Origin of the sequence: Streptomyces griseus, from assembly GCF_001715295.1 — a bacterium.
GTDB lineage: Bacteria > Actinomycetota > Actinomycetes > Streptomycetales > Streptomycetaceae > Streptomyces > Streptomyces griseus_G.
Genome location: NZ_MDKB01000006.1, coordinates 178,562 through 196,032 on the forward strand (window position 1 = coordinate 178,562; position 17,471 = coordinate 196,032).

16 protein-coding genes and 1 tRNA gene are annotated in these 17,471 nt (G+C 71.2%); 7 read left to right on the forward strand and 10 right to left on the reverse strand.

Annotation, left to right across the window (positions count from 1 at the left end; all coding sequences use genetic code 11):
* Positions 1–202: 202 nt before the first annotated feature.
* On the reverse strand, positions 203–1,018 hold the full coding sequence (locus BA175_RS28480) for an exodeoxyribonuclease III (protein ID WP_069174451.1): 816 nt from the start codon (positions 1,016–1,018) through the stop codon (positions 203–205).
* Positions 1,019–1,068: 50 nt separating this feature from the next.
* On the opposite strand from BA175_RS28480, the gene BA175_RS28485 reads away from it, so the two are divergent.
* Positions 1,069–1,545: a GNAT family N-acetyltransferase gene (locus BA175_RS28485; RefSeq protein WP_069174452.1), complete on the forward strand. Its 477-nt coding sequence runs from the start codon at positions 1,069–1,071 to the stop codon at positions 1,543–1,545.
* A 15-nt stretch (positions 1,546–1,560) separates the two neighbouring features.
* Here BA175_RS28485 and BA175_RS28490 read toward each other — a convergent pair whose 3' ends face one another.
* The 8 genes from BA175_RS28490 to galU form a co-directional block, all read right to left on the reverse strand.
* Positions 1,561–2,346, reverse strand: coding sequence for an SAM-dependent methyltransferase (locus tag BA175_RS28490; RefSeq protein WP_079159857.1), 786 nt, complete (start codon positions 2,344–2,346; stop codon positions 1,561–1,563).
* A 213-nt stretch (positions 2,347–2,559) separates the two neighbouring features.
* Positions 2,560–2,633, reverse strand: a tRNA-Ala gene (locus tag BA175_RS28495).
* Between the two features lie 86 nt (positions 2,634–2,719).
* Entirely contained in the window at positions 2,720–3,820 is a 1,101-nt protein-coding gene (sepX, locus tag BA175_RS28500) for a divisome protein SepX/GlpR (protein ID WP_438947380.1), read from the reverse strand.
* A gap of 157 nt (positions 3,821–3,977) precedes the next feature.
* Positions 3,978–4,598 carry a GNAT family N-acetyltransferase gene (locus BA175_RS28505; protein ID WP_069174455.1) on the reverse strand — a complete coding sequence of 207 codons (621 nt, stop codon included), beginning with the start codon at positions 4,596–4,598 and terminating at the stop codon, positions 3,978–3,980.
* Between the two features lie 17 nt (positions 4,599–4,615).
* On the reverse strand, positions 4,616–5,140 hold the full coding sequence (locus tag BA175_RS28510) for a MogA/MoaB family molybdenum cofactor biosynthesis protein (RefSeq protein WP_069174456.1): 525 nt from the start codon (positions 5,138–5,140) through the stop codon (positions 4,616–4,618).
* Complete coding sequence (moaC, locus tag BA175_RS28515; RefSeq protein ID WP_069174457.1) at positions 5,137–5,637, reverse strand: cyclic pyranopterin monophosphate synthase MoaC; 501 nt, start codon at positions 5,635–5,637, stop codon at positions 5,137–5,139. Before moaC ends, BA175_RS28510 begins: the two co-directional genes overlap by 4 nt.
* 122 nt (positions 5,638–5,759) lie before the next feature.
* Entirely contained in the window at positions 5,760–7,070 is a 1,311-nt protein-coding gene (gene glp, locus BA175_RS28520) for a molybdotransferase-like divisome protein Glp (protein ID WP_069174458.1), read from the reverse strand.
* Between the two features lie 4 nt (positions 7,071–7,074).
* Positions 7,075–7,977, reverse strand: a complete 903-nt coding sequence (galU, locus tag BA175_RS28525) for a UTP--glucose-1-phosphate uridylyltransferase GalU (protein WP_069174459.1) — start codon at positions 7,975–7,977, stop codon at positions 7,075–7,077.
* A gap of 105 nt (positions 7,978–8,082) precedes the next feature.
* Here galU and BA175_RS28530 point away from each other — a divergent pair, with 105 nt between their 5' ends.
* Entirely contained in the window at positions 8,083–8,664 is a 582-nt protein-coding gene (locus BA175_RS28530; RefSeq protein ID WP_069174460.1) for a 5-formyltetrahydrofolate cyclo-ligase, read from the forward strand.
* Positions 8,665–8,688: 24 nt separating this feature from the next.
* Here the strand turns inward: BA175_RS28530 and BA175_RS28535 are convergent, their stop codons facing one another.
* Entirely contained in the window at positions 8,689–11,439 is a 2,751-nt protein-coding gene (locus tag BA175_RS28535) for a penicillin acylase family protein (protein WP_069174461.1), read from the reverse strand.
* Between the two features lie 275 nt (positions 11,440–11,714).
* Here BA175_RS28535 and BA175_RS28540 point away from each other — a divergent pair, with 275 nt between their 5' ends.
* From BA175_RS28540 to BA175_RS28560, 5 genes are all read left to right on the forward strand, one after another.
* Positions 11,715–13,355, forward strand: a complete 1,641-nt coding sequence (locus tag BA175_RS28540; protein ID WP_069174550.1) for a potassium/proton antiporter — start codon at positions 11,715–11,717, stop codon at positions 13,353–13,355.
* Between the two features lie 313 nt (positions 13,356–13,668).
* Positions 13,669–14,949: an MFS transporter gene (locus tag BA175_RS28545; protein WP_069174462.1), complete on the forward strand. Its 1,281-nt coding sequence runs from the start codon at positions 13,669–13,671 to the stop codon at positions 14,947–14,949.
* 66 nt (positions 14,950–15,015) lie between these two features.
* Positions 15,016–15,354: an FmdB family zinc ribbon protein gene (locus BA175_RS30285; RefSeq protein WP_079159859.1), complete on the forward strand. Its 339-nt coding sequence runs from the start codon at positions 15,016–15,018 to the stop codon at positions 15,352–15,354.
* A 159-nt stretch (positions 15,355–15,513) separates the two neighbouring features.
* A complete protein-coding gene (locus BA175_RS28555; RefSeq protein WP_069174464.1) occupies positions 15,514–16,362 on the forward strand; it encodes an S-methyl-5'-thioadenosine phosphorylase in 849 nt (282 codons plus the stop codon).
* A 479-nt stretch (positions 16,363–16,841) separates the two neighbouring features.
* Positions 16,842–17,456, forward strand: a complete 615-nt coding sequence (locus BA175_RS28560) for an RcpC/CpaB family pilus assembly protein (protein WP_069174465.1) — start codon at positions 16,842–16,844, stop codon at positions 17,454–17,456.
* Positions 17,457–17,471: the final 15 nt, after the last annotated feature.

Below are 17,471 nucleotides of genomic sequence, written 5' to 3' on the forward strand. Positions count from 1 at the left end.
AGGACGGGACCCAAGGAGACGAGCCCCGGGGGAACGGACCCCAGGAGGACGGGACCCAAGGAGACGAGCCCCGGGGGAACGGACCCCAAGGAGACGGGCCCGGCCGCGAAAGGCACCGCCCGTAGAAGCCCGGCCCGCACCCCGCTCCCCGGTGGGCCCGACGGGAAACCCGGTCCGGCATGCCCCAGTCGGAGGCGGCGCCCTACCGCTCGTAGGTGACCGTCACGGGCGCGTGGTCGCTCCACCGCTCCCCGTGGGTGGCAGCCCGCTCCACCCAGCCCTTCACCGCACGGGCCGCCAGTCCCGCGGTCGCCACGTGGTAGTCGATCCGCCAGCCCGAGTCGTTGTCGAAGGCCCTCCCGCGGTAGGACCACCAGGAGTACGGGCCCTCCTGGTCCGGGTGGAGCGCGCGGACCACGTCCACGTAGGCCGCCTCGTCGAACACCCGGGTGAGCCACTGCCGCTCCTCGGGGAGGAAGCCGGAACTCCTCCTGTTGGCCTTCCAGTTCTTGAGGTCGGCCTCGGCGTGGGCGATGTTCCAGTCACCGCACACCACCACCTCCCGCCCCTCGGCGGCGGCCCGCACCTTCAGACCCACCAGATAGGGGAGGAAGGCCGCCATGAAGCGCTCCTTCTCCTCCTGCCGCTCCGTGCCGACCTCACCGGAAGGCAGGTACAGGCTGGCGACCGTCACCCCGGGGAGGTCGACCTCGGCGTAACGCCCGCTCGTGTCGAACTCCTCGCTCCCGACGACGCCGAATCCACCGAACCCGATCTGCACGCGCTCCGGCGCGTGCCGCGTGTAGACGGACACCCCCGCACGCCCCTTGGCCGAGGCCGGGGCGTGCACGGCGTGCCAGCCCTCGGGGTCCCGCACCTGCTCGGGGAGCTGATGCGGTTCGGCGCGGACCTCCTGGAGGCAGACGACATCCGCGTCGGTCTGCGCCAGCCACTCGACGAAGCCCTTCTTCGCGGCGGCACGGAGCCCATTCACGTTTACGGTGGTAACGGTCAGCATGCGGGCACAGTACCTACACCCACCCACTGCATACCTGTACTATGTCACGCATGCTTATTCAACCTCGGCCGTTCGACCACCCCGATGCCGTGAAACTCAACGACCAGGTGCAGCTCGAATACGCCGAGCGTTACGGGGACGAGGGCGATGTCACACCCCTCGACGCCACCATGTTCGACCCGCCTCGCGGACTGTATCTGCTCGCCTACGACGAGCAGGGCAGGCCCCTGGCCACCGGCGGCTGGCGCAGCCAGGAGCAGAACGCCGAGGGCTACTCCGACGGCGACGCCGAGATAAAGCGCATGTTCGTGATCCCCGAGGGCCGTGGGCGGGGTCTGGCCCGCCGCATCCTCGCCGCCCTGGAGGCCGACGCCCGGGCGGCCGGCCGCACCCGCATGGTCCTGGAGACGGGCGACCGGCAGCCCGAGGCCATCGCGCTGTACACCTCCAGCGGCTACACGGTCTGCTCCAAGTTCGGCCACTACCGCGAGTACGAGAGCAGCATCTGCATGGCCAAGCGGCTGTAGGGCCGGCGCCCGACCCTACGGAACCCGCGCCACCCCCACGTAGAACCCGCTCCGCTCGTACACCGGCGCAGGCTCTTCCCGGTACCACTCGGGTGCCGTCACCAGCCCGGGGCTGACGAGCTCCAGGCCCTCGAAGAACGGCTCGACCTCCGCGCGCGTACGCATGCGGAGCCCTATGCGGCCGTCCTTGTAAGCGGACTCCGTCTCCTGCTTCAGCTCGGGGTGCTGATCGGCGGTCCCGTGCGACAGCACGAGATAGCTGCCCGAGGGCAGCGCGTCGACCAGGGCGCGGGTGATGCCGTACGGGTCCTGCTCGTCGGGCAGGAAATGCATGAGCGCGATGAGGGACAGCGCGACGGGCCGCGCGAAGTCCAGCAGCTCCGCCGCGCGTTCGAGAATCATCTCCGGCTGCCGCACATCCGCGTGGATGTAGTCGGTCGCCCCCTCGGGACGGCTCACCAGCAGCGCTTCCGCGTGGCGCAGCACGATCGGATCGTTGTCCGCGTAGACGACCCGGGCCTGCGGCAGGACGCCCTGTACGACCTGATGGAGATTCGGCGACGTGGGGATGCCCGTTCCGATGTCGAGGAACTGATCCACGCCCTGACGGGCCAGCCAGGCGGACGCCCGATGCATGAACGCCCGGTTGCGCGCCGCGTTGGCCCGCGCCTCGGCGGGCAGTCTCTCCGCGACCTCCTGGTCGACCGGGTAGTTGTCCTTGCCGCCGAGCAGCCAGTCGTACACGCGCGCCGGATGGGGCTTGCTGGTGTCGATACGGACGCTGGGTATACCGGCTGTCACAGGGCCCTCCATACGAAGCCACGAGCAGGCGACCCGGCACCGACCTGCGCACGCCTCAACGGCGTTCACCGGAAGGGCGGGTGAGCGAGGACGGCCCAGATTACCGGGTGCTCACCCTGGTCCGTACCACACCGGGGCCGACGCGGACGTCGGCCGAGCGAAACGACGAGATCCCGCCCGATCTTGCGATCGGACGGGATCTCGTGTGTGCGGTGGACCTGTGGGGATTTGAACCCCAGACCCCCTCGATGCGAACGAGGTGCGCTACCAGACTGCGCCACAGGCCCTTGCAACGAGTGAAACTCTAGCATCCTCATCGGGGTGCTCGGAAATCCGTACCCCGCAGGTCAGCCGAGCCGACCCCGCCGACGTGTCACTCGTTGGCCGCGCGCGGCCGGTCCTCTTCGTCGTACTGGTCGAAGAGCGGAGTGCGGCCGCGTTCGCGGGTGCGCCGGGGCTGGTTGACGCGCCGGCGTGGCGCCGGTTCCGCTTCGGGGGCCGTGGGGTGCGAGGTGCCCGTCTGGGTGGGCTCGGCCGTGCTGGAGCGGGCCGCGCTCCAGGTCTCCGGGTCGCCGACCTCCACCCCGCCCGTGGCGCGCGGGGCGACGGGTGCGGTGACGTAGGTCGGCAGCGGGACCGGGACCGGCTCCCAGCTGTCGCCCTGGGCCGGGCCGCGCTCGCGCTGCTGGTCGACCCACTCGGCGTGGTCCGTCTGCTCGACCAGGGCGCGGCGGCCGGCCTCCTGCGGGGAGACCGTGGGAGTGGGGGCCGGTGCTTCGGGCTCCTCGTCGGGCTCGGCGGGAGCCGTCGCGGTGGGCTGGTGCCTGCGCGGGCGGTTCTCGCGGAGCCGCTGCGCGGCGTCCTCGGCCCGGCGCCGGTCCATGGTGAACACGAAGCGACGCCGCTCCTGCGAGCGCAGGTGGACGATGTACGCGCTCAGCAGCACGGCCGGCACGGCGGGCGCCCACAGGAAACGCAGACCGCCGACCGCCGCGACGACGGCGCCCAGCGTGAAGGCCAGGAAGAGGACGGTGGTCGTGCGCCGTCGACGCGCCAGGACCTGGGAGCGCCGGGCGCGGCGCTCGCGCTCCGCCTCCCCGCCGGGCACCCGCGACCGCCGGACGGGCGCGGGTCGCTCGGGCTGCGTCGGCGGACGCTCCTGGGCCGGGTCGCGCAACCGGGCTTCCGTATGCGCCGGAGGCGCGGCGAAGGCCCGGACGTCCACGGAGTCCAATCGGTCCGTGACGGCTTCCGGGTCCACGTCGGCGGACGCCTCCTCGGCACCGCGCTCCTGCAACTCCCTGGCGTATCGGCGCTCCATGGCCGCCCGTCCGGACAGCAGCCGGATGGCGGTACTGAAGCGTTCCGTCGGACGGGCCTCATTGAGCTCGTCCTGCCTGCGGAGCCACATCGGCACCAGGTAGGCGGCCCAAGCCCCGACGATGACTGCGTAGATGAGGCCGCTGCTGCTCACGCTCACACCGTAGAGGGGTTTGCACGGCAGCATCCGCCAATTGGCCCGGTGTGTCGCACGATCCAGCTGATATCACGGACTTTTTTTGTGCTTGATCGGATCAGCACGTGACACGAGTGAGTGGTTCAACGGTCGGAGAGCGATCAAATTCGAACACCTATGTCATTTCACCGGATGCCGGGGGTGCACCCGGCCGCACCCTGCGCCAACGCCGCAGAAGTCCGTCCGGCACTTCCTCGGCGGTGAGGGCGTAGATCAGATGGTCGCGCCACGCGCCGTCGATGTGCAGATAGCGCGGGCGGAGTCCTTCCTCACGGAATCCGAGTTTCTCCACGACCCTCCGGCTCGGGCCGTTCTCGGGCCGGATGCACACCTCGATCCGGTGCAGCCCTACCGTACGGAAACAGTGGTCGACGGCGAGCGCCACCGCCGTGGGAACGACCCCGCGGCCTGCCACGCCGCGGTCGACCCAGTACCCGATATGGCCGGAGCACATCGAACCCCAGGTGATCCCGGCGACCGTCAACTGTCCGACGAGACGCCCCTCGTACTCGATGGCGAAGGGCAGCATCCGGCCCGCGTTCGCCTCGGCGCGCAGGTGCCTGACCATCTGACGGTAGGTGGGACGCTGGACCGGCGGACCGCCGGGCGCGGGTGGCGGGACGGTCGCCTCCCAGGGGCGGAGCCAGTCGCGGTTGCGCCGGTTGACCTCACGCCAGGCGCGCTGGTCCCGCAGCTTTATCGGGCGGAGGGTGACTTCGCCGTCCGTCAGGATCACCGGCCAGGTCGGGACGTTCAGCTCGGGCTCCCGGGTCGGGGGTGGTCGCCGCCGCGGAGCTGGTCGACGGCGTGCACCAGGAGCCTGCTCAGGACCGCCAGACCGTCGCGTACGCCGCCGGTGGACCCGGGCAGGTTCACGAGGAGGGTGCGGTCCGCGACACCCGCGAGGCCACGGGAGAGCGCCGCGGTGGGCACCTTGTCCCGGCCCTCGGCGCGGATCGCCTCGGCGATGCCCGGAATCTCCCGGTCCAGGACGCGGCGCGTGGCCTCCGGGGTGCGGTCGGTGGGTGAGATGCCCGTACCGCCGGTGGTGACGATCACGTCGTACCCGGCGGCCACGCCCGCCCGCAGCGCCGCCTGCACGGGGTCTCCGTCGGGCACGACCTGGGGACCGTCGACCGCGAACCCGAGGCCGGTGAGCGCCTCGGCGATGACCGGACCACCCCGGTCCGCGTAGACGCCGGCCGACGCGCGGTTCGAGGCGGTCACGACGAGGGCGCGGTATCCGCCCGGCGCCGGTGTACTGCCGGGCGCGCTCATGCCTCCGCCCCCTCCGGCGCCGGGCGCCGGTAGTCCCCGGAGGCGCCGCCGGACTTCGCCTCGACCCGGACGTCCGTGATGACGGCACCCTTGTCGACGGCCTTGACCATGTCGATCACCGTCAGGGCGGCGACCGAGACAGCGGTCAGGGCCTCCATCTCGACCCCGGTACGGTCCGTGGTCTTCACGGTGGCCAGGATCTCCACCGCGTCGTCGGCGACGCTCAGGTCGACCTTCACTCCCGACACGGCGAGCGGATGGCAGAGCGGGATCAGCTCCGGGGTCCGCTTGGCCCCCATGATCCCGGCGATCCGCGCGGTGGCCAGGGCGTCGCCCTTGGGGACGCCCTCGCCCCTGAGGAGCTCGACGACACGCGGCGACACCAGGACCCGGCCGCTCGCCCGGGCGACGCGTGCCGTCACGTCCTTGTCCGACACGTCGACCATGCGGGCCGCGCCCGCCTCGTCGATGTGCGTCAGTCTGTTCTGCGTACTCAACTCACTCCGCCTAGCGGTAGGGCGCCGATGCCCGCTCGGCCCGCACACGGGGTGGGCCGGGGGTCCGGGGGCCTCCCCCGGTAAGGCACAGCGCCAGATACCGTACCGCCACGGGGCGCAAGTCAGCGGAGGAGGATCACCTCGGTCTCCGTGCCGGGCTCGGCGGAGGTGACGTCCTCGGGCAGCACGATCAGCGCGTCCGCCTGCGCGAGAGCGGCGATCAGATGCGAGCCGGCGCCGCCCACCGGGGTGACGACGCCCGCCGCCGCGTCGTACGTGCCCCGCAGGAACTGCCGCTTGCCGGCCGGTGACGTCAGCGCCTTGCCGGCGCTCAGCTTCGCCCGGACCGTCGGCCGGTGGACATCCGGGAGACCCATCAGGGCCCGGATGGCCGGCCGTACGAAGAGTTCGAAGGAGACGTACGAGGAGACCGGATTGCCCGGCAGGGCCAGCAGCGGTGTGTGGTCCGGGCCGATCGACCCGAAGCCCTGCGGCTTGCCCGGCTGCATGGCGAGCTTCCGGAACTCGATGCCGCTGCCCGGCTCGGCCGCGTCGTCGGCGTAGGACAGTGCCTCCTTGACCACGTCGTACGCGCCGACGCTCACGCCCCCGGTCGTGACGACGATGTCGGCGCGGATCAGCTGGTCCTCGATCGTGGCGCGCAGCGTGGCCGCGTCGTCGGCCACGGCCGGGACCCGGTAGGCGATGGCCCCGGCGTCCCGGGCGGCGGCCGTCAGCGCGAAGCTGTTGGAGTCGTAGATCCGGCCGCCGGTCAGCTCCTCGCCGGGCTGCGCCAGCTCGCTGCCGGTCGAGACCACGACGACCCGCGGACGGGGCCGCACCTTCACCGTGGAGCGCCCGATGGCGGCGAGCAGGCCGATCTGCGCCGGTCCGACGACCGCGCCCGCGCGGAGCGCGAGGTCCCCGGGCCGGACGTCGCTGCCCCGCGCCCGGACATGGGCGCGGGCCTCGACGGAACGGTGGACGCGCACCTCACCGCCCGCGCCTTCCGGCGCTTCGCTGTGGGCCCGCATCGCGGCCGCCGGACCGCCGCCCGTACCGCCGTCCGTCCACTCCACCGGGACGATCGCCTCGGCACCTGCGGGCAGCGGCGCACCGGTCATGATGCGGGCCGCCTCGCCCGGGCCGACGGACCGGCCGCCGGCCAGTCCTCCGTCGCCCGCCGCCACGTCTCCGACGACGGTGAGGACGGCGGGGAACTCCTCGTCGGCGCCCTCGAGATCGGAGACCCGGACGGCGTATCCGTCCATCGAGCTGTTGTCGAACGGCGGCAGGGCGATCTCCGCCACGATGTCCTCGACGAGGACGCAGCCCTGGGCCTCGGACAGTTGCAGCTCGATCGGCTCGAGTGGCCTCACCGCCGCGAGGATGTCGTCCAGGTGCTCGTCAACCGACCAGATCGTGCCGCTCAAGCTGTTACAACTCCTCGTTGACGTACCTGCGCAGCCAGGTACGGAAGTCCGGTCCCAGGTCCTCACGTTCGCACGCGAGTCTGACAATGGCGCGCAGATAGTCGCCGCGGTCCCCGGTGTCGTAGCGGCGGCCCTTGAAGACGACACCGTGCACGGGGCCGCCGATCTCCTCGTCCTCGGCCAGCAGTTGCAGCGCGTCGGTGAGCTGGATCTCGCCGCCCCGGCCGGGCTCGGTCCGGCGCAGTATGCCGAAGATCGCGGGATCCAGGACGTAGCGGCCGATGATGGCCAGGTTGCTGGGCGCCTCGGCCGGGTCGGGCTTCTCCACCAGCCCCGTGACCCGTACGACGTCGCCGTCCGTCGTGGCGTCGGTGGCCGCGCAGCCGTAGAGGTGGATCTGCGACGGGTCGACCTCCATGAGCGCGACGACGCTGCCGCCCTCGCGCTCCTGGACGTCGACCATCCGGGCGAGCAGCGGGTCGCGCGGGTCGATCAGGTCGTCACCGAGGAGGACGGCGAAGGGCTGGTCCCCCACGTGGGGTGCCGCGCAGAGGACGGCGTGCCCCAGGCCGCGCGGGTCGCCCTGGCGGACGTAGTGCATGGTGGCCAGGTCGCTCGACTCCTGCACCCTGGAGAGCCGCTCGTCGTCCCCCTTGCGGGTCAGGGCCGACTCCAGCTCGTAGTTCCGGTCGAAGTGGTCCTCCAGGGGACGCTTGTTGCGCCCGGTGATCATCAGCACGTCGGACAGGCCTGCTGTGACCGCCTCTTCGACGACATACTGGATGGCGGGCTTGTCGACGACAGGCAGCATCTCCTTGGGAGTGGCCTTGGTCGCCGGCAGGAACCGGGTGCCAAGACCCGCAGCTGGGATGACAGCTTTGCTGATCCTGGGGCGCGACTGAGTCATGCGCGAACTCTAACCGGTCAGCATGGGCGGAAGATGAGCGTCCGGTTAACTTCGTCCTCATATGAGCCACCGCACGAGGTAGGTGAGAACCCGTTGAACGATGACATGTCCCGAAAGGCACTTCTGCGGCGCGAACTGCTGGCCGGTCGACGCCTCCTGACCTCCCGGGACGTCACGGACGCCGCGGAACTCCTCGCCGCCTCCGCGACGGCCCTCCCCGAGCTGGCCGCCGCCCGGACGGTGGCCGCGTACGTCTCCGTGGGGCGTGAGCCGGGAACGCACGCACTCCTGGACGCCCTGCACACCCGGGGCGTCCGGGTGCTGCTTCCGGTACTGCTGGCGGACAACGACCTGGACTGGGCCGCGTACCGGGGAGCGGGCCACCTCATACCCGCGGGGCGGGGCCTGCTGGAGCCGGACGGCGCCCGGCTGGGGCCGGACGCGGTCCTCGCGGCGGACGTGGTCCTGCTGCCCGGACTCTCCGTGGACCGGCGCGGTATGCGGCTCGGCCGCGGCGGGGGCAGCTACGACCGGGTGCTGGCCAGACTGGCGGCGGCCGGCGCCCGTCCGGCCCTGGTCGTCCTGCTGTACGACGACGAGGTGGTCGCGCGGGTTCCCGAGGAACCGCACGACCACCCCGTGGATGCCGTGATCACGCCGGTCCGGGTGGTGCGCTTCACGCGCTGACGCCGGACTCCGGCCTGTCGGGCGTCAGGACGGTTTCTTCAGCGTCAGGGTGTCGACCGTGGACCGCCGCACCGCCTCGGTCCCGAAGGACCAGTCGAGGAGCTCACCGTCGACCCACTTGTCGGTCTGATCCGTGTAGTGCGCGCTGAAGGCGTGCCCGGAGGCCCCGGTGAGGTTGATCCAGCGGGACTTGTCCCAGTCCCCCACGTTGACGACCATCCGCATCGACGGGACCCAGATGACGTCGTAGCCGCCCGCCGCGTTCCAGCCGGTCGCGTTGACCGCGGCCTCGCCGCCGCCGAGGTGCCAGGGGCCCCGGTTGAGGGCCCGCTGCAGGAGGTCGGGGCCCTCGGTGCCGAGGGTCTGGTTGCGCAGGGTCAGCTGGTGCAGCCGCCCCCAGCTCCAGGTGCTGATGTCCTTGCCGAGCTCGGCGGTGAGCTCCCAGCGGGCGTCCTCCATGGCGCGGCCGAAGAGTTCGTCACGGCTGTCGATCGACTCCTCACGCCCCTTGGCCGGAACCTTCCACCACTCGTTGTCCGTGTCGTCGAGGATGCTGTCGACCACCTCGTACCAGCGGTCGCCACCGTCCGGCTGGGCCGTGTCGGGGTCGCGCTGGCCGCACTCCCGTACGAGCTTGTGCTGCTCGTCCACCGGACCGGTGCCGGCGGCGCGCCGCACGTACAGGCAGTCGCCCTTGGCGCGCATCTCCTTGGGCAGCTTGTTGCCGAAGGCGAGCTTGAGGATGTTGCGCCAGACGCCGTTGAAGTACGCGGCCGCGGCCGAGTCGGGCTCCTGGGTGTAGTCCCAGCCCTCCAGCAGCTTCTGCGCCTCACGGACGCTCTTGTCGGAGATCCCGATCTTCAGCAGCTTGGGCACCAGTTCGGCGGCGATCGCGCTGTGGTTGTCCATCTGCAGCTGCTGCATGTCGTCGGTCGAGACCTTGCCGCCGCCCTTGATCTTCGACTCGATGAGGTCGTTGATCCGCTGGCTGCGGGTGCCGTAGCCCCAGTCCTTGGTCAACAGCGGGCCGTAGTTCTTCTCGTCGATGACGGCCTGGTTGGCGGTGACGATGTAGCCGCGCTCCGGGTCGTACTCGTACGGCAGCTTGTCGAACGGGACCGGGTCCTTCTTCCACCCGTAGTCGGAGGTCCAGCCGGGACTCGGCAGGGTTCCGTCGCCCTTGAGACGGACCGGGATCTTCCCCGGGGCCTGGTAGCCGATGTGGCCCTCGGTGTCCGCGTAGACGAGGTTCTGGGAGGGCACCTCGAAGTGCTCGGCCGCCGCCCGGAAGGACGTGAAGTCCTTGGCCCGGTTGAGCTCGAAGACCGCGTCCATCGACTTGCCGGGCTCCAGTGCGGTCCACTTCAGCGCGACCGCGTAGCCGTCCGCGCGGTCGGGTGCCGAGTTGGTGACGGGGGCCTTCTTGCCCACCTTCTCCAGTTCGTCGCTGCGGTCGGAGACCAGCGGACCGTTGTTGGTCTCGCGCACGGTGATCTTGCGGCTCCCGCCACCCGCGATCTTGATGGTCTCCTCGCGGGTGACGAAGGGCTCGGTCTTGCCGTCGTACTGGTAGCCGTCGGCCGAGACCTTCTCCAGGAAGAGGTCAGTGACGTCGGCGCCGAGGTTGGTGAAGCCCCAGGCGATGTCCTGGTTGTGACCGATGATCACACCGGGCATCCCGGAGAACGTGTAACCGGCCGTGTCGTACCGGCAGGTGTCCGAGAGCTGACGGCAGTGCAGCCCCATCTGGTACCAGAGCGAGGGCAACTGCGGTGCCAGGTGCGGGTCGTTGGCGAGCAGCGGCTTGCCCGTGGTCGTGTAGTCGCCGGAGACGACCCAGGAGTTCGAGCCGATGCCGTTGCCGTTGGGGCCCAGCAGTGCGGGGATCTCGTCGAGGGTGTCGGAGAGCGCGGAGAGCTGTGTGGTCACGCCCTCGGTCGCCCCCTGGACGGTTCCGGATCCGATGCCGTCCGAGGGCTCGGCGTCCTGGGCGAACTTCCCGGTCGCGGCGTCGACCGCGCCCTTCTCGACGATCGGCTTGTTCTTCTTGTACGGGTAGGCCGGGTACAGGTCCTCGATCTGCTTCTCGTCGAGCCTGCTGGTCATGAGCGAGCGGTCGATCTCGTCCTGCATGTTGCCGCGCAGGTCCCAGGCCATCGCCTTGAGCCAGGCGACCGAGTCGACCGGGGTCCACTCGGCGGGCTTGTAGTCGTTGGTCAGGCCGAGTGCCGCGTACTCGACGGAGATGTCCTTGCCGTCCTTGCCGTCCAGGTACGCGTTCACCCCCTCCGCGTAAGCCTGGAGGTTCTTCCTGGTGTCCTCGTCCAGGACCTCGTCGTACTCCTTCTGCGCGACCTGACGCCAGCCCAGCGTCCGCAGGAAGGCGTCGGTCGCCACCTGATCGGAGCCGAACATCTCGGAGAGGCGGCCCGACGTCATGTGACGGCGGACGTCCATCTCCCAGAAGCGGTCCTGGGCCTGGACGAAGCCCTGGGCCCGGAAGAGGTCGCTGTCGGAGTCGGCGTAGATCTGCGGGATCCCGTAGGCGTCACGTGCGACGTCAACGTTGCCGGTGAGGCCCTTGACCTCGATCGAGCCGGTGGTCTGCGGATACGAGGCCCGCACCGTGGATACGGACCAGAACGCGCCGTACCCGATACCCGCGACGAGCGCCAGCACCAGGACGATCACGAGCAGGCGGGCACGTCGCCCCTTCTTCCTGCCGGACTTCTTCGCATCGGAAGAACCGGAAGGGGCGGTTGTATTGGCGGGCATCGCTGTCCTTCGAGGGGCAGGGTGGTCCTGGGAGTGCAGGAGCAACCATAGGCGCCCCGCCGAAGCCACTCGGACGCGGTACGGAGATGCCTCCATTTGCGCAGCACTCGCATGAACACTCGAAGCGTCAAGAAAACGTTAAAGATTAGGTAAGGTAACGAAGTACTGGCCGCCGGAGGCCGATCCGGAAGGCGTACGCAGGGAAGGAACGGACCCTGACTGTCCACGCGCTCAACGAACTTCTGCTCGTCTGCTCACTCGTCCTGCTGGTGGCCGTGGCGGCCGTCCGCATCTCGTCCCGCAGCGGGCTCCCCAGCCTGCTCCTGTACCTCGGCATCGGTATCGCCATGGGGCAGGACGGCTTCTTCGACGTCAAGTTCGACAACGCCGAGCTGACCCAGGTGATCGGCTACGCCGCCCTGGTCGTCATCCTCGCCGAGGGCGGCCTGGGCACGAAGTGGAAAGAGGTCCGGCCCGCCCTCCCTGCGGCGGCCGTCCTCTCGACCGTCGGCGTGGGTGTCAGCGTGGGCGTCACCGCGAGCGCGGCGCACTATCTCGTCGGCCTCGATTGGCGGCAGGCCCTGATCATCGGCGCCGTCGTCTCGTCCACCGACGCGGCAGCCGTCTTCTCCGTCCTGCGCAAGGTCCCTCTCCCGTCCCGGATCACGGGCGTGCTGGAGGCGGAGTCCGGGTTCAACGACGCCCCCGTGGTCATCCTGGTGGTCGCGTTCTCCACGGTCGGCCCCGTGGAGCACTGGTACGTGCTCATCGGCGAGATAGCCCTGGAGCTGGCCATCGGCACGGCCATCGGTCTCGCCGTGGGCTGGCTCGGATCCTTCGGGCTGCGCCATGTGGCACTGCCCGCGTCCGGGCTCTACCCGATCGCCGTCATGGCCATCGCCGTGTCCGCGTACGCGGCGGGCGCCATGGCCCACGGCAGCGGATTCCTCGCCGTCTACCTGGCCGCGATGATCCTCGGCAACTCCAAGCTGCCGCACTGGCCGGCCACCCGGGGCTTCGCGGACGGGCTCGGCTGGCTGGCCCAGATCGGCATGTTCGTCCTTCTCGGTCTGCTGGTCACCCCGCACGACCTGATCGACGACTTCTGGCCCGCCGTCGTGGTGGGCCTGGTGCTGACCGCCGTGGCACGGCCGCTGTCGGTCTTCCTCAGCCTGGTGCCCTTCCGGCTGCCCCGGCGCGAGAAGGCCCTCATGTCCTGGGCGGGGCTGCGCGGGGCCGTCCCCATCATCCTCGCGACCATTCCGATGGTGTCCGGGATCGACGGCAGCACCCGGGTCTTCAACATCGTCTTCGTGCTCGTCATCGTCTACACGCTGATCCAGGGGCCCACCCTGCCCTGGCTCGCCAAAGCCCTGAAGATCGCCGACGACCCCTCGGAGACCGCGGATCTGGGCATAGAGTCGGCACCCCTGGAGCGACTGCGCGGGCACCTGCTGTCCGTCGCGGTCCCCGGCAAGTCGAAGATGCACGGCGTGGAGGTCGGCGAGCTGCGGCTCCCGGCCGGGGCCGCCGTCACTCTGGTCGTCCGGGACGGCACGAGCTTCGTCCCCGCACCGTCCACCGTGCTGCGGCACGGGGACGAACTCCTGGTCGTCGCCACCGACCCGGTGCGCGACGCCGCCGAGGCGCGCCTGCGGGCGGTCGGCCGCGGAGGCAAGCTGGCCGGCTGGCTCGGAACCGGCGGGACCACCCGGCAGGAGGACGGCTCCCTGGATCTGCCGCACGTCGTGCAGCGGGCCAGGAGACTGGGAAAGAGCGGTGAGGGCCGCCGGGGCGGCGGTGCGGCGGCGGTGCGCTCGCCGGGCAGCGGCGTCCCGGTCGGCGGGGCGGGCGGGGCGGACAGGACTGCGGACGGGTCGGGCAGGGCCGCGGACGACACGAAGGCCCCTCACTGACCGCCGGTGAACCGGGGACGGACGGGGCCCTCGTGCACGACACCACAGGTACACAGGGCACCCGGCCTGTACCATGAAGGACTGCTACCCCCCCTGATCCACCCGATTCAATCTGATCGACCAACTCTGCCTGATGCAGAGCTGGCGCGACCGTATGGCGGTCGTGGCGTCCTTTCGCCTCTGGAGCGAGCGCCCGGCATCTACCGCAGTCCCGCGCGAAGAGGACAGCTCTCGGCAGTTCCCGCAGGCCCTCGCACCCCGGTGCCGGCCCCGGCAGGGAGCACGGCCACCAGGCGGCAGAAAGGCAAGGACCGTGGCGTCCACGGTCTCCGACCGCCCCGGTTACGGGCAGTTGCTGCGCACCCCGGGTGCGTGGACCTTCCTCCTCCCGGGCTTCGCCGCCCGGCAGCCCTTCGCGATGCTGACCATCAGCATCGTGCTCCTCGTGCAGCACACCACCGGCTCGTACGGCAGTGCGGGCGCCGTGGCCGCCGTCTCCGGCGTCTCGATGGCCCTGTTCGCCCCGCAGACCGGCAGGCTCGCCGACCGGTTCGGCCAGCGCGCGGTGCTGCTGCCGGGCGTCCTGGTGCACGCCGTCTCCGTCGTCACGCTGACGGCGCTCGCCCTGGCTCACGCGCCGCTGTGGGCGCTGTTCCTGGCGGCCGTGCCGACGGGGGCCTCCATCCCGCAGATAGGGCCGATGGTCCGCGCACGCTGGGCGGCCCGGCTCGGCGCCACCGAGGGGCGCCCGGCCTCCCCTCTGATGGCCACGGCCGCCGCCTTCGAGTCCGTGACGGACGAGTTCACCTTCGTCATCGGCCCCGTTCTCGCCACCGCGCTGTGCACCGGCGTGCACCCGGCGGCCGGACTGATCGCGGAGGCGGGGCTGACGCTCGCCGGCGGCGTCCTGTTCGCCGCCCGGCGCTCCACCGAACCCGCCGTCCGGGGCACGGTGGCCACCGCCGGGCCGCACCGTTCGGCGCTCTCCGTGCCGGGCGTCCGCGTCCTGGCGGTCACCTTCCTGGGCATCGGCGCCGTCTTCGGGGGCATGCAGGTCTCCCTGACCGCGTTCTCCGAAGAGGTCGGCCGCCCGGGCGTGAACGGCGTGCTGTACGGCGTCTTCGCGGCGGGCAACATGCTGGCCGGGATCGCCTGTGGCGCCATCGCCTGGAAGAGCAGCCCGCGCCGCCGGCTGATCGTCGGCTACGTGGCCCTGACCCTGACGGCGTCCGGGCTCTGGGCGGTCCACTCCGTACCGCTCCTGGCCGGACTCGGGCTACTGGTCGGCCTCTGCATCGCTCCCGCGCTGATCAGCGGCTACACACTGGTGGAGGCCCTGGTCCCGGCGTCCGCCCGGACCGAGGCCTTCACCTGGCTGACGGGCGCGGTGGCACTCGGCCAGGCGGTTGCCGTCACCGTGGCCGGACAGCTCGCGGACGCCCACGGGGCGAGCACCGGATTCCTGGTCCCCCTGGCCGGGACCGCGATGGCCCTGGCGACCCTTCTGACCCTGCGCTCACGGCTGGCACCGCGGTACCGGGGACGGACGGTGGCGCGTGGGATCGGTCACCGCGAGCCGGTCACAGTGGACTGACGGCTCGGAATACGTCAGTATGGAGCGTCGTTAGCACTCATTGAGTGAGAGTGCCAGGAGGAGCAAGTGCCGACCTATCAGTACCAGTGCACCGAGTGCGGCGAGGGCCTCGAGGCGGTGCAGAAGTTCACCGATGATGCCCTGACCGTGTGCCCGAACTGCGAGGGACGCCTCAAGAAGGTGTTCTCGGCGGTCGGCATCGTCTTCAAGGGTTCCGGTTTCTACCGGAACGACAGCCGCGGCTCGTCTTCGAGCAGTACGCCGTCGACCCCGAAGGCGTCCGGTTCGTCCACCACGCCGTCCTCGTCGGGGTCGGACTCGAAGCCTGCGGCTTCGGCTTCCACCTCGTCCACGACGTCTTCGTCGTCCTCGGCTTCGTCGACGAGCAGCACGTCGGCCGCCTGAGACCGCACACCTCACACGCTTCACCGGGACCCCGTCGATCCACTCGGCGGGGTCCCTGGCGTGCCGCCACCCGGTAGGCCCGACCGCTCGGACGGGGCCTGCCGGCCGGGGTGCCGCTCACCCGCCGGACGGTTTCCGTCGCCCGGTTAGTGTGACCGCATGGTGAACGCAGAAGCAGCTGCAGCGGAAATCGGTGTCATCGGTGGATCGGGCTTCTACTCCTTCCTGGAGGACGTGACCGAGATCCGGGTGGAGACCCCCTACGGGCCGCCGAGCGACTCCCTCTTCCTGGGCGAGCTCGCGGGGCGCCGGGTGGCCTTCCTCCCGCGTCACGGGCGCGGCCACCATCTGCCGCCCCACCGCATCAACTACCGGGCCAACCTCTGGGCCCTGCGTTCCGTGGGCGTTCGCCAGGTGCTGGGCCCGTGCGCCGTCGGCGGCCTGCGTCCGGAGTACGGACCGGGCACCCTGCTCGTACCGGACCAGTTGGTGGACCGCACGAAGGCCCGTGTCCAGACGTTCTACGACGGCGAGACACGGAGCGACGGAGTGCAGCCGAACGTCGTGCACCTCGGATTCGGCGACCCGTACTGCCCCGTGGGGCGCAAGGTCTCCCTCTCAGCGGCCCGCGGACGGGGTTGGGAGCCGGTGGACGGCGGAACGCTGGTCGTGGTCGAAGGGCCTCGCTTCTCGACCCGCGCGGAGTCACGCTGGCATGCGGCCATGGGATGGTCGGTGGTCGGGATGACAGGACATCCGGAAGCCGTGCTCGCCCGCGAACTGAGCCTGTGCTACACGACGCTGACCCTGGTGACGGACCTCGACGCGGGGGCCGAGGCGGGCGAGGGTGTCAATCACGGGGACGTCCTGAAGGTGTTCGCGGCCAATGTGGACCGGCTGCGGTCGGTGCTGTTCGACGCCGTGGCCGCGCTGCCCTCCGGGGAGGACCGCGACTGCGTGTGCGCCCACGGCCTGGACGGAATCGATACGGGGCTCGAGCTCCCTTAAGGCCCGGGGGGCCACGTCCGGGGGGAAGTCCGGGCCCCGTGGACACGCCACTGGAGTCGTGGGGGCGGCCGGGGCGGTCGGCCGGGTTGGTCGGGTTGGTCGGGTCCGCCGAGTTGGTCGGTCGCTCGGGGCGGCCGGGTCAGGTCGGCCGGTCAGGTCGGCCGGTCAGGTCGGCCGGTCAGGTCGGCCGGTCAGGTCGCATCGAGTCGTCCCGCGCGGGAGCCGACTCGGGCGGAGGCGACTCGGACGGGGCCAGCTCGCGCGGGGAAAACTCGCGCGAGGACGAGGGCAGCGGCGACTCGGCCGGGCGGCTCGCGCGATGACGTCTCGGGCAGGGGCAACTCCGGCAGGGGCGCCCCTTACGGGTGGCCGAGTTGTCCACAACGCGTCGGCCGTCCACAGGTCCCAGCGCGATCTCCTCCGCCGGGGCAGGGTGACGGAGTCCGTTGCGCACGCCCTCACGGTTGGTGGTGTTGGCCATGTTCCCGTCGGTGCCCGAAACACGTCCCGCGCCTCCCGCGCCCTGCGGGATCCCGTCCTTCGCCCCTCTGCGGGTGCGCGGTGGCGGTTCCGGACGGCTGCGCCGCATGCTGCGAGGACACCGCCGCGCGATGGCGGCCGGTTTCGCCGTGTCCTCGGCGGTGCTCGCCGTGTCGGGGCTCGGCGGTTCCGGCCCGGGCGGTGAGGTCCAGGCAGGGAGCGAGGGAAGAGCCGGCGTCCGGGGTGACGTACGGCCGGCCTCCAAGCAGGACGGGCGGCCCGTGCGGCTGGTGTCCGCGCCCGTGCGGATCGCCGACGCGGCCACGGTCGGGCTGCTGCGGCCGGGAGACCGGGTCGACGTGATCGCCGCGCACGAGGACGGGACCGGCACGAAGGCGCGGCTGGTGGCGAAGGACGTACGGGTCACGGACGTGCCGGGTGGTCCCGGTGGTCAGGACCGCCCGGGACCGGACCGGGCCGCAGCATTCGGCGGCTTGACGGACCCGGGGAGCGGCGCTCTGGTCGTCCTGGCCGTGGGGCGCGACACGGCGGCGGCACTGGCGGGCGCGGGTGCGTCGGGAAGGCTCGTCGTGGCGGTGTCCCGTGCCCGGTAGCCCGTACCGCGCCGA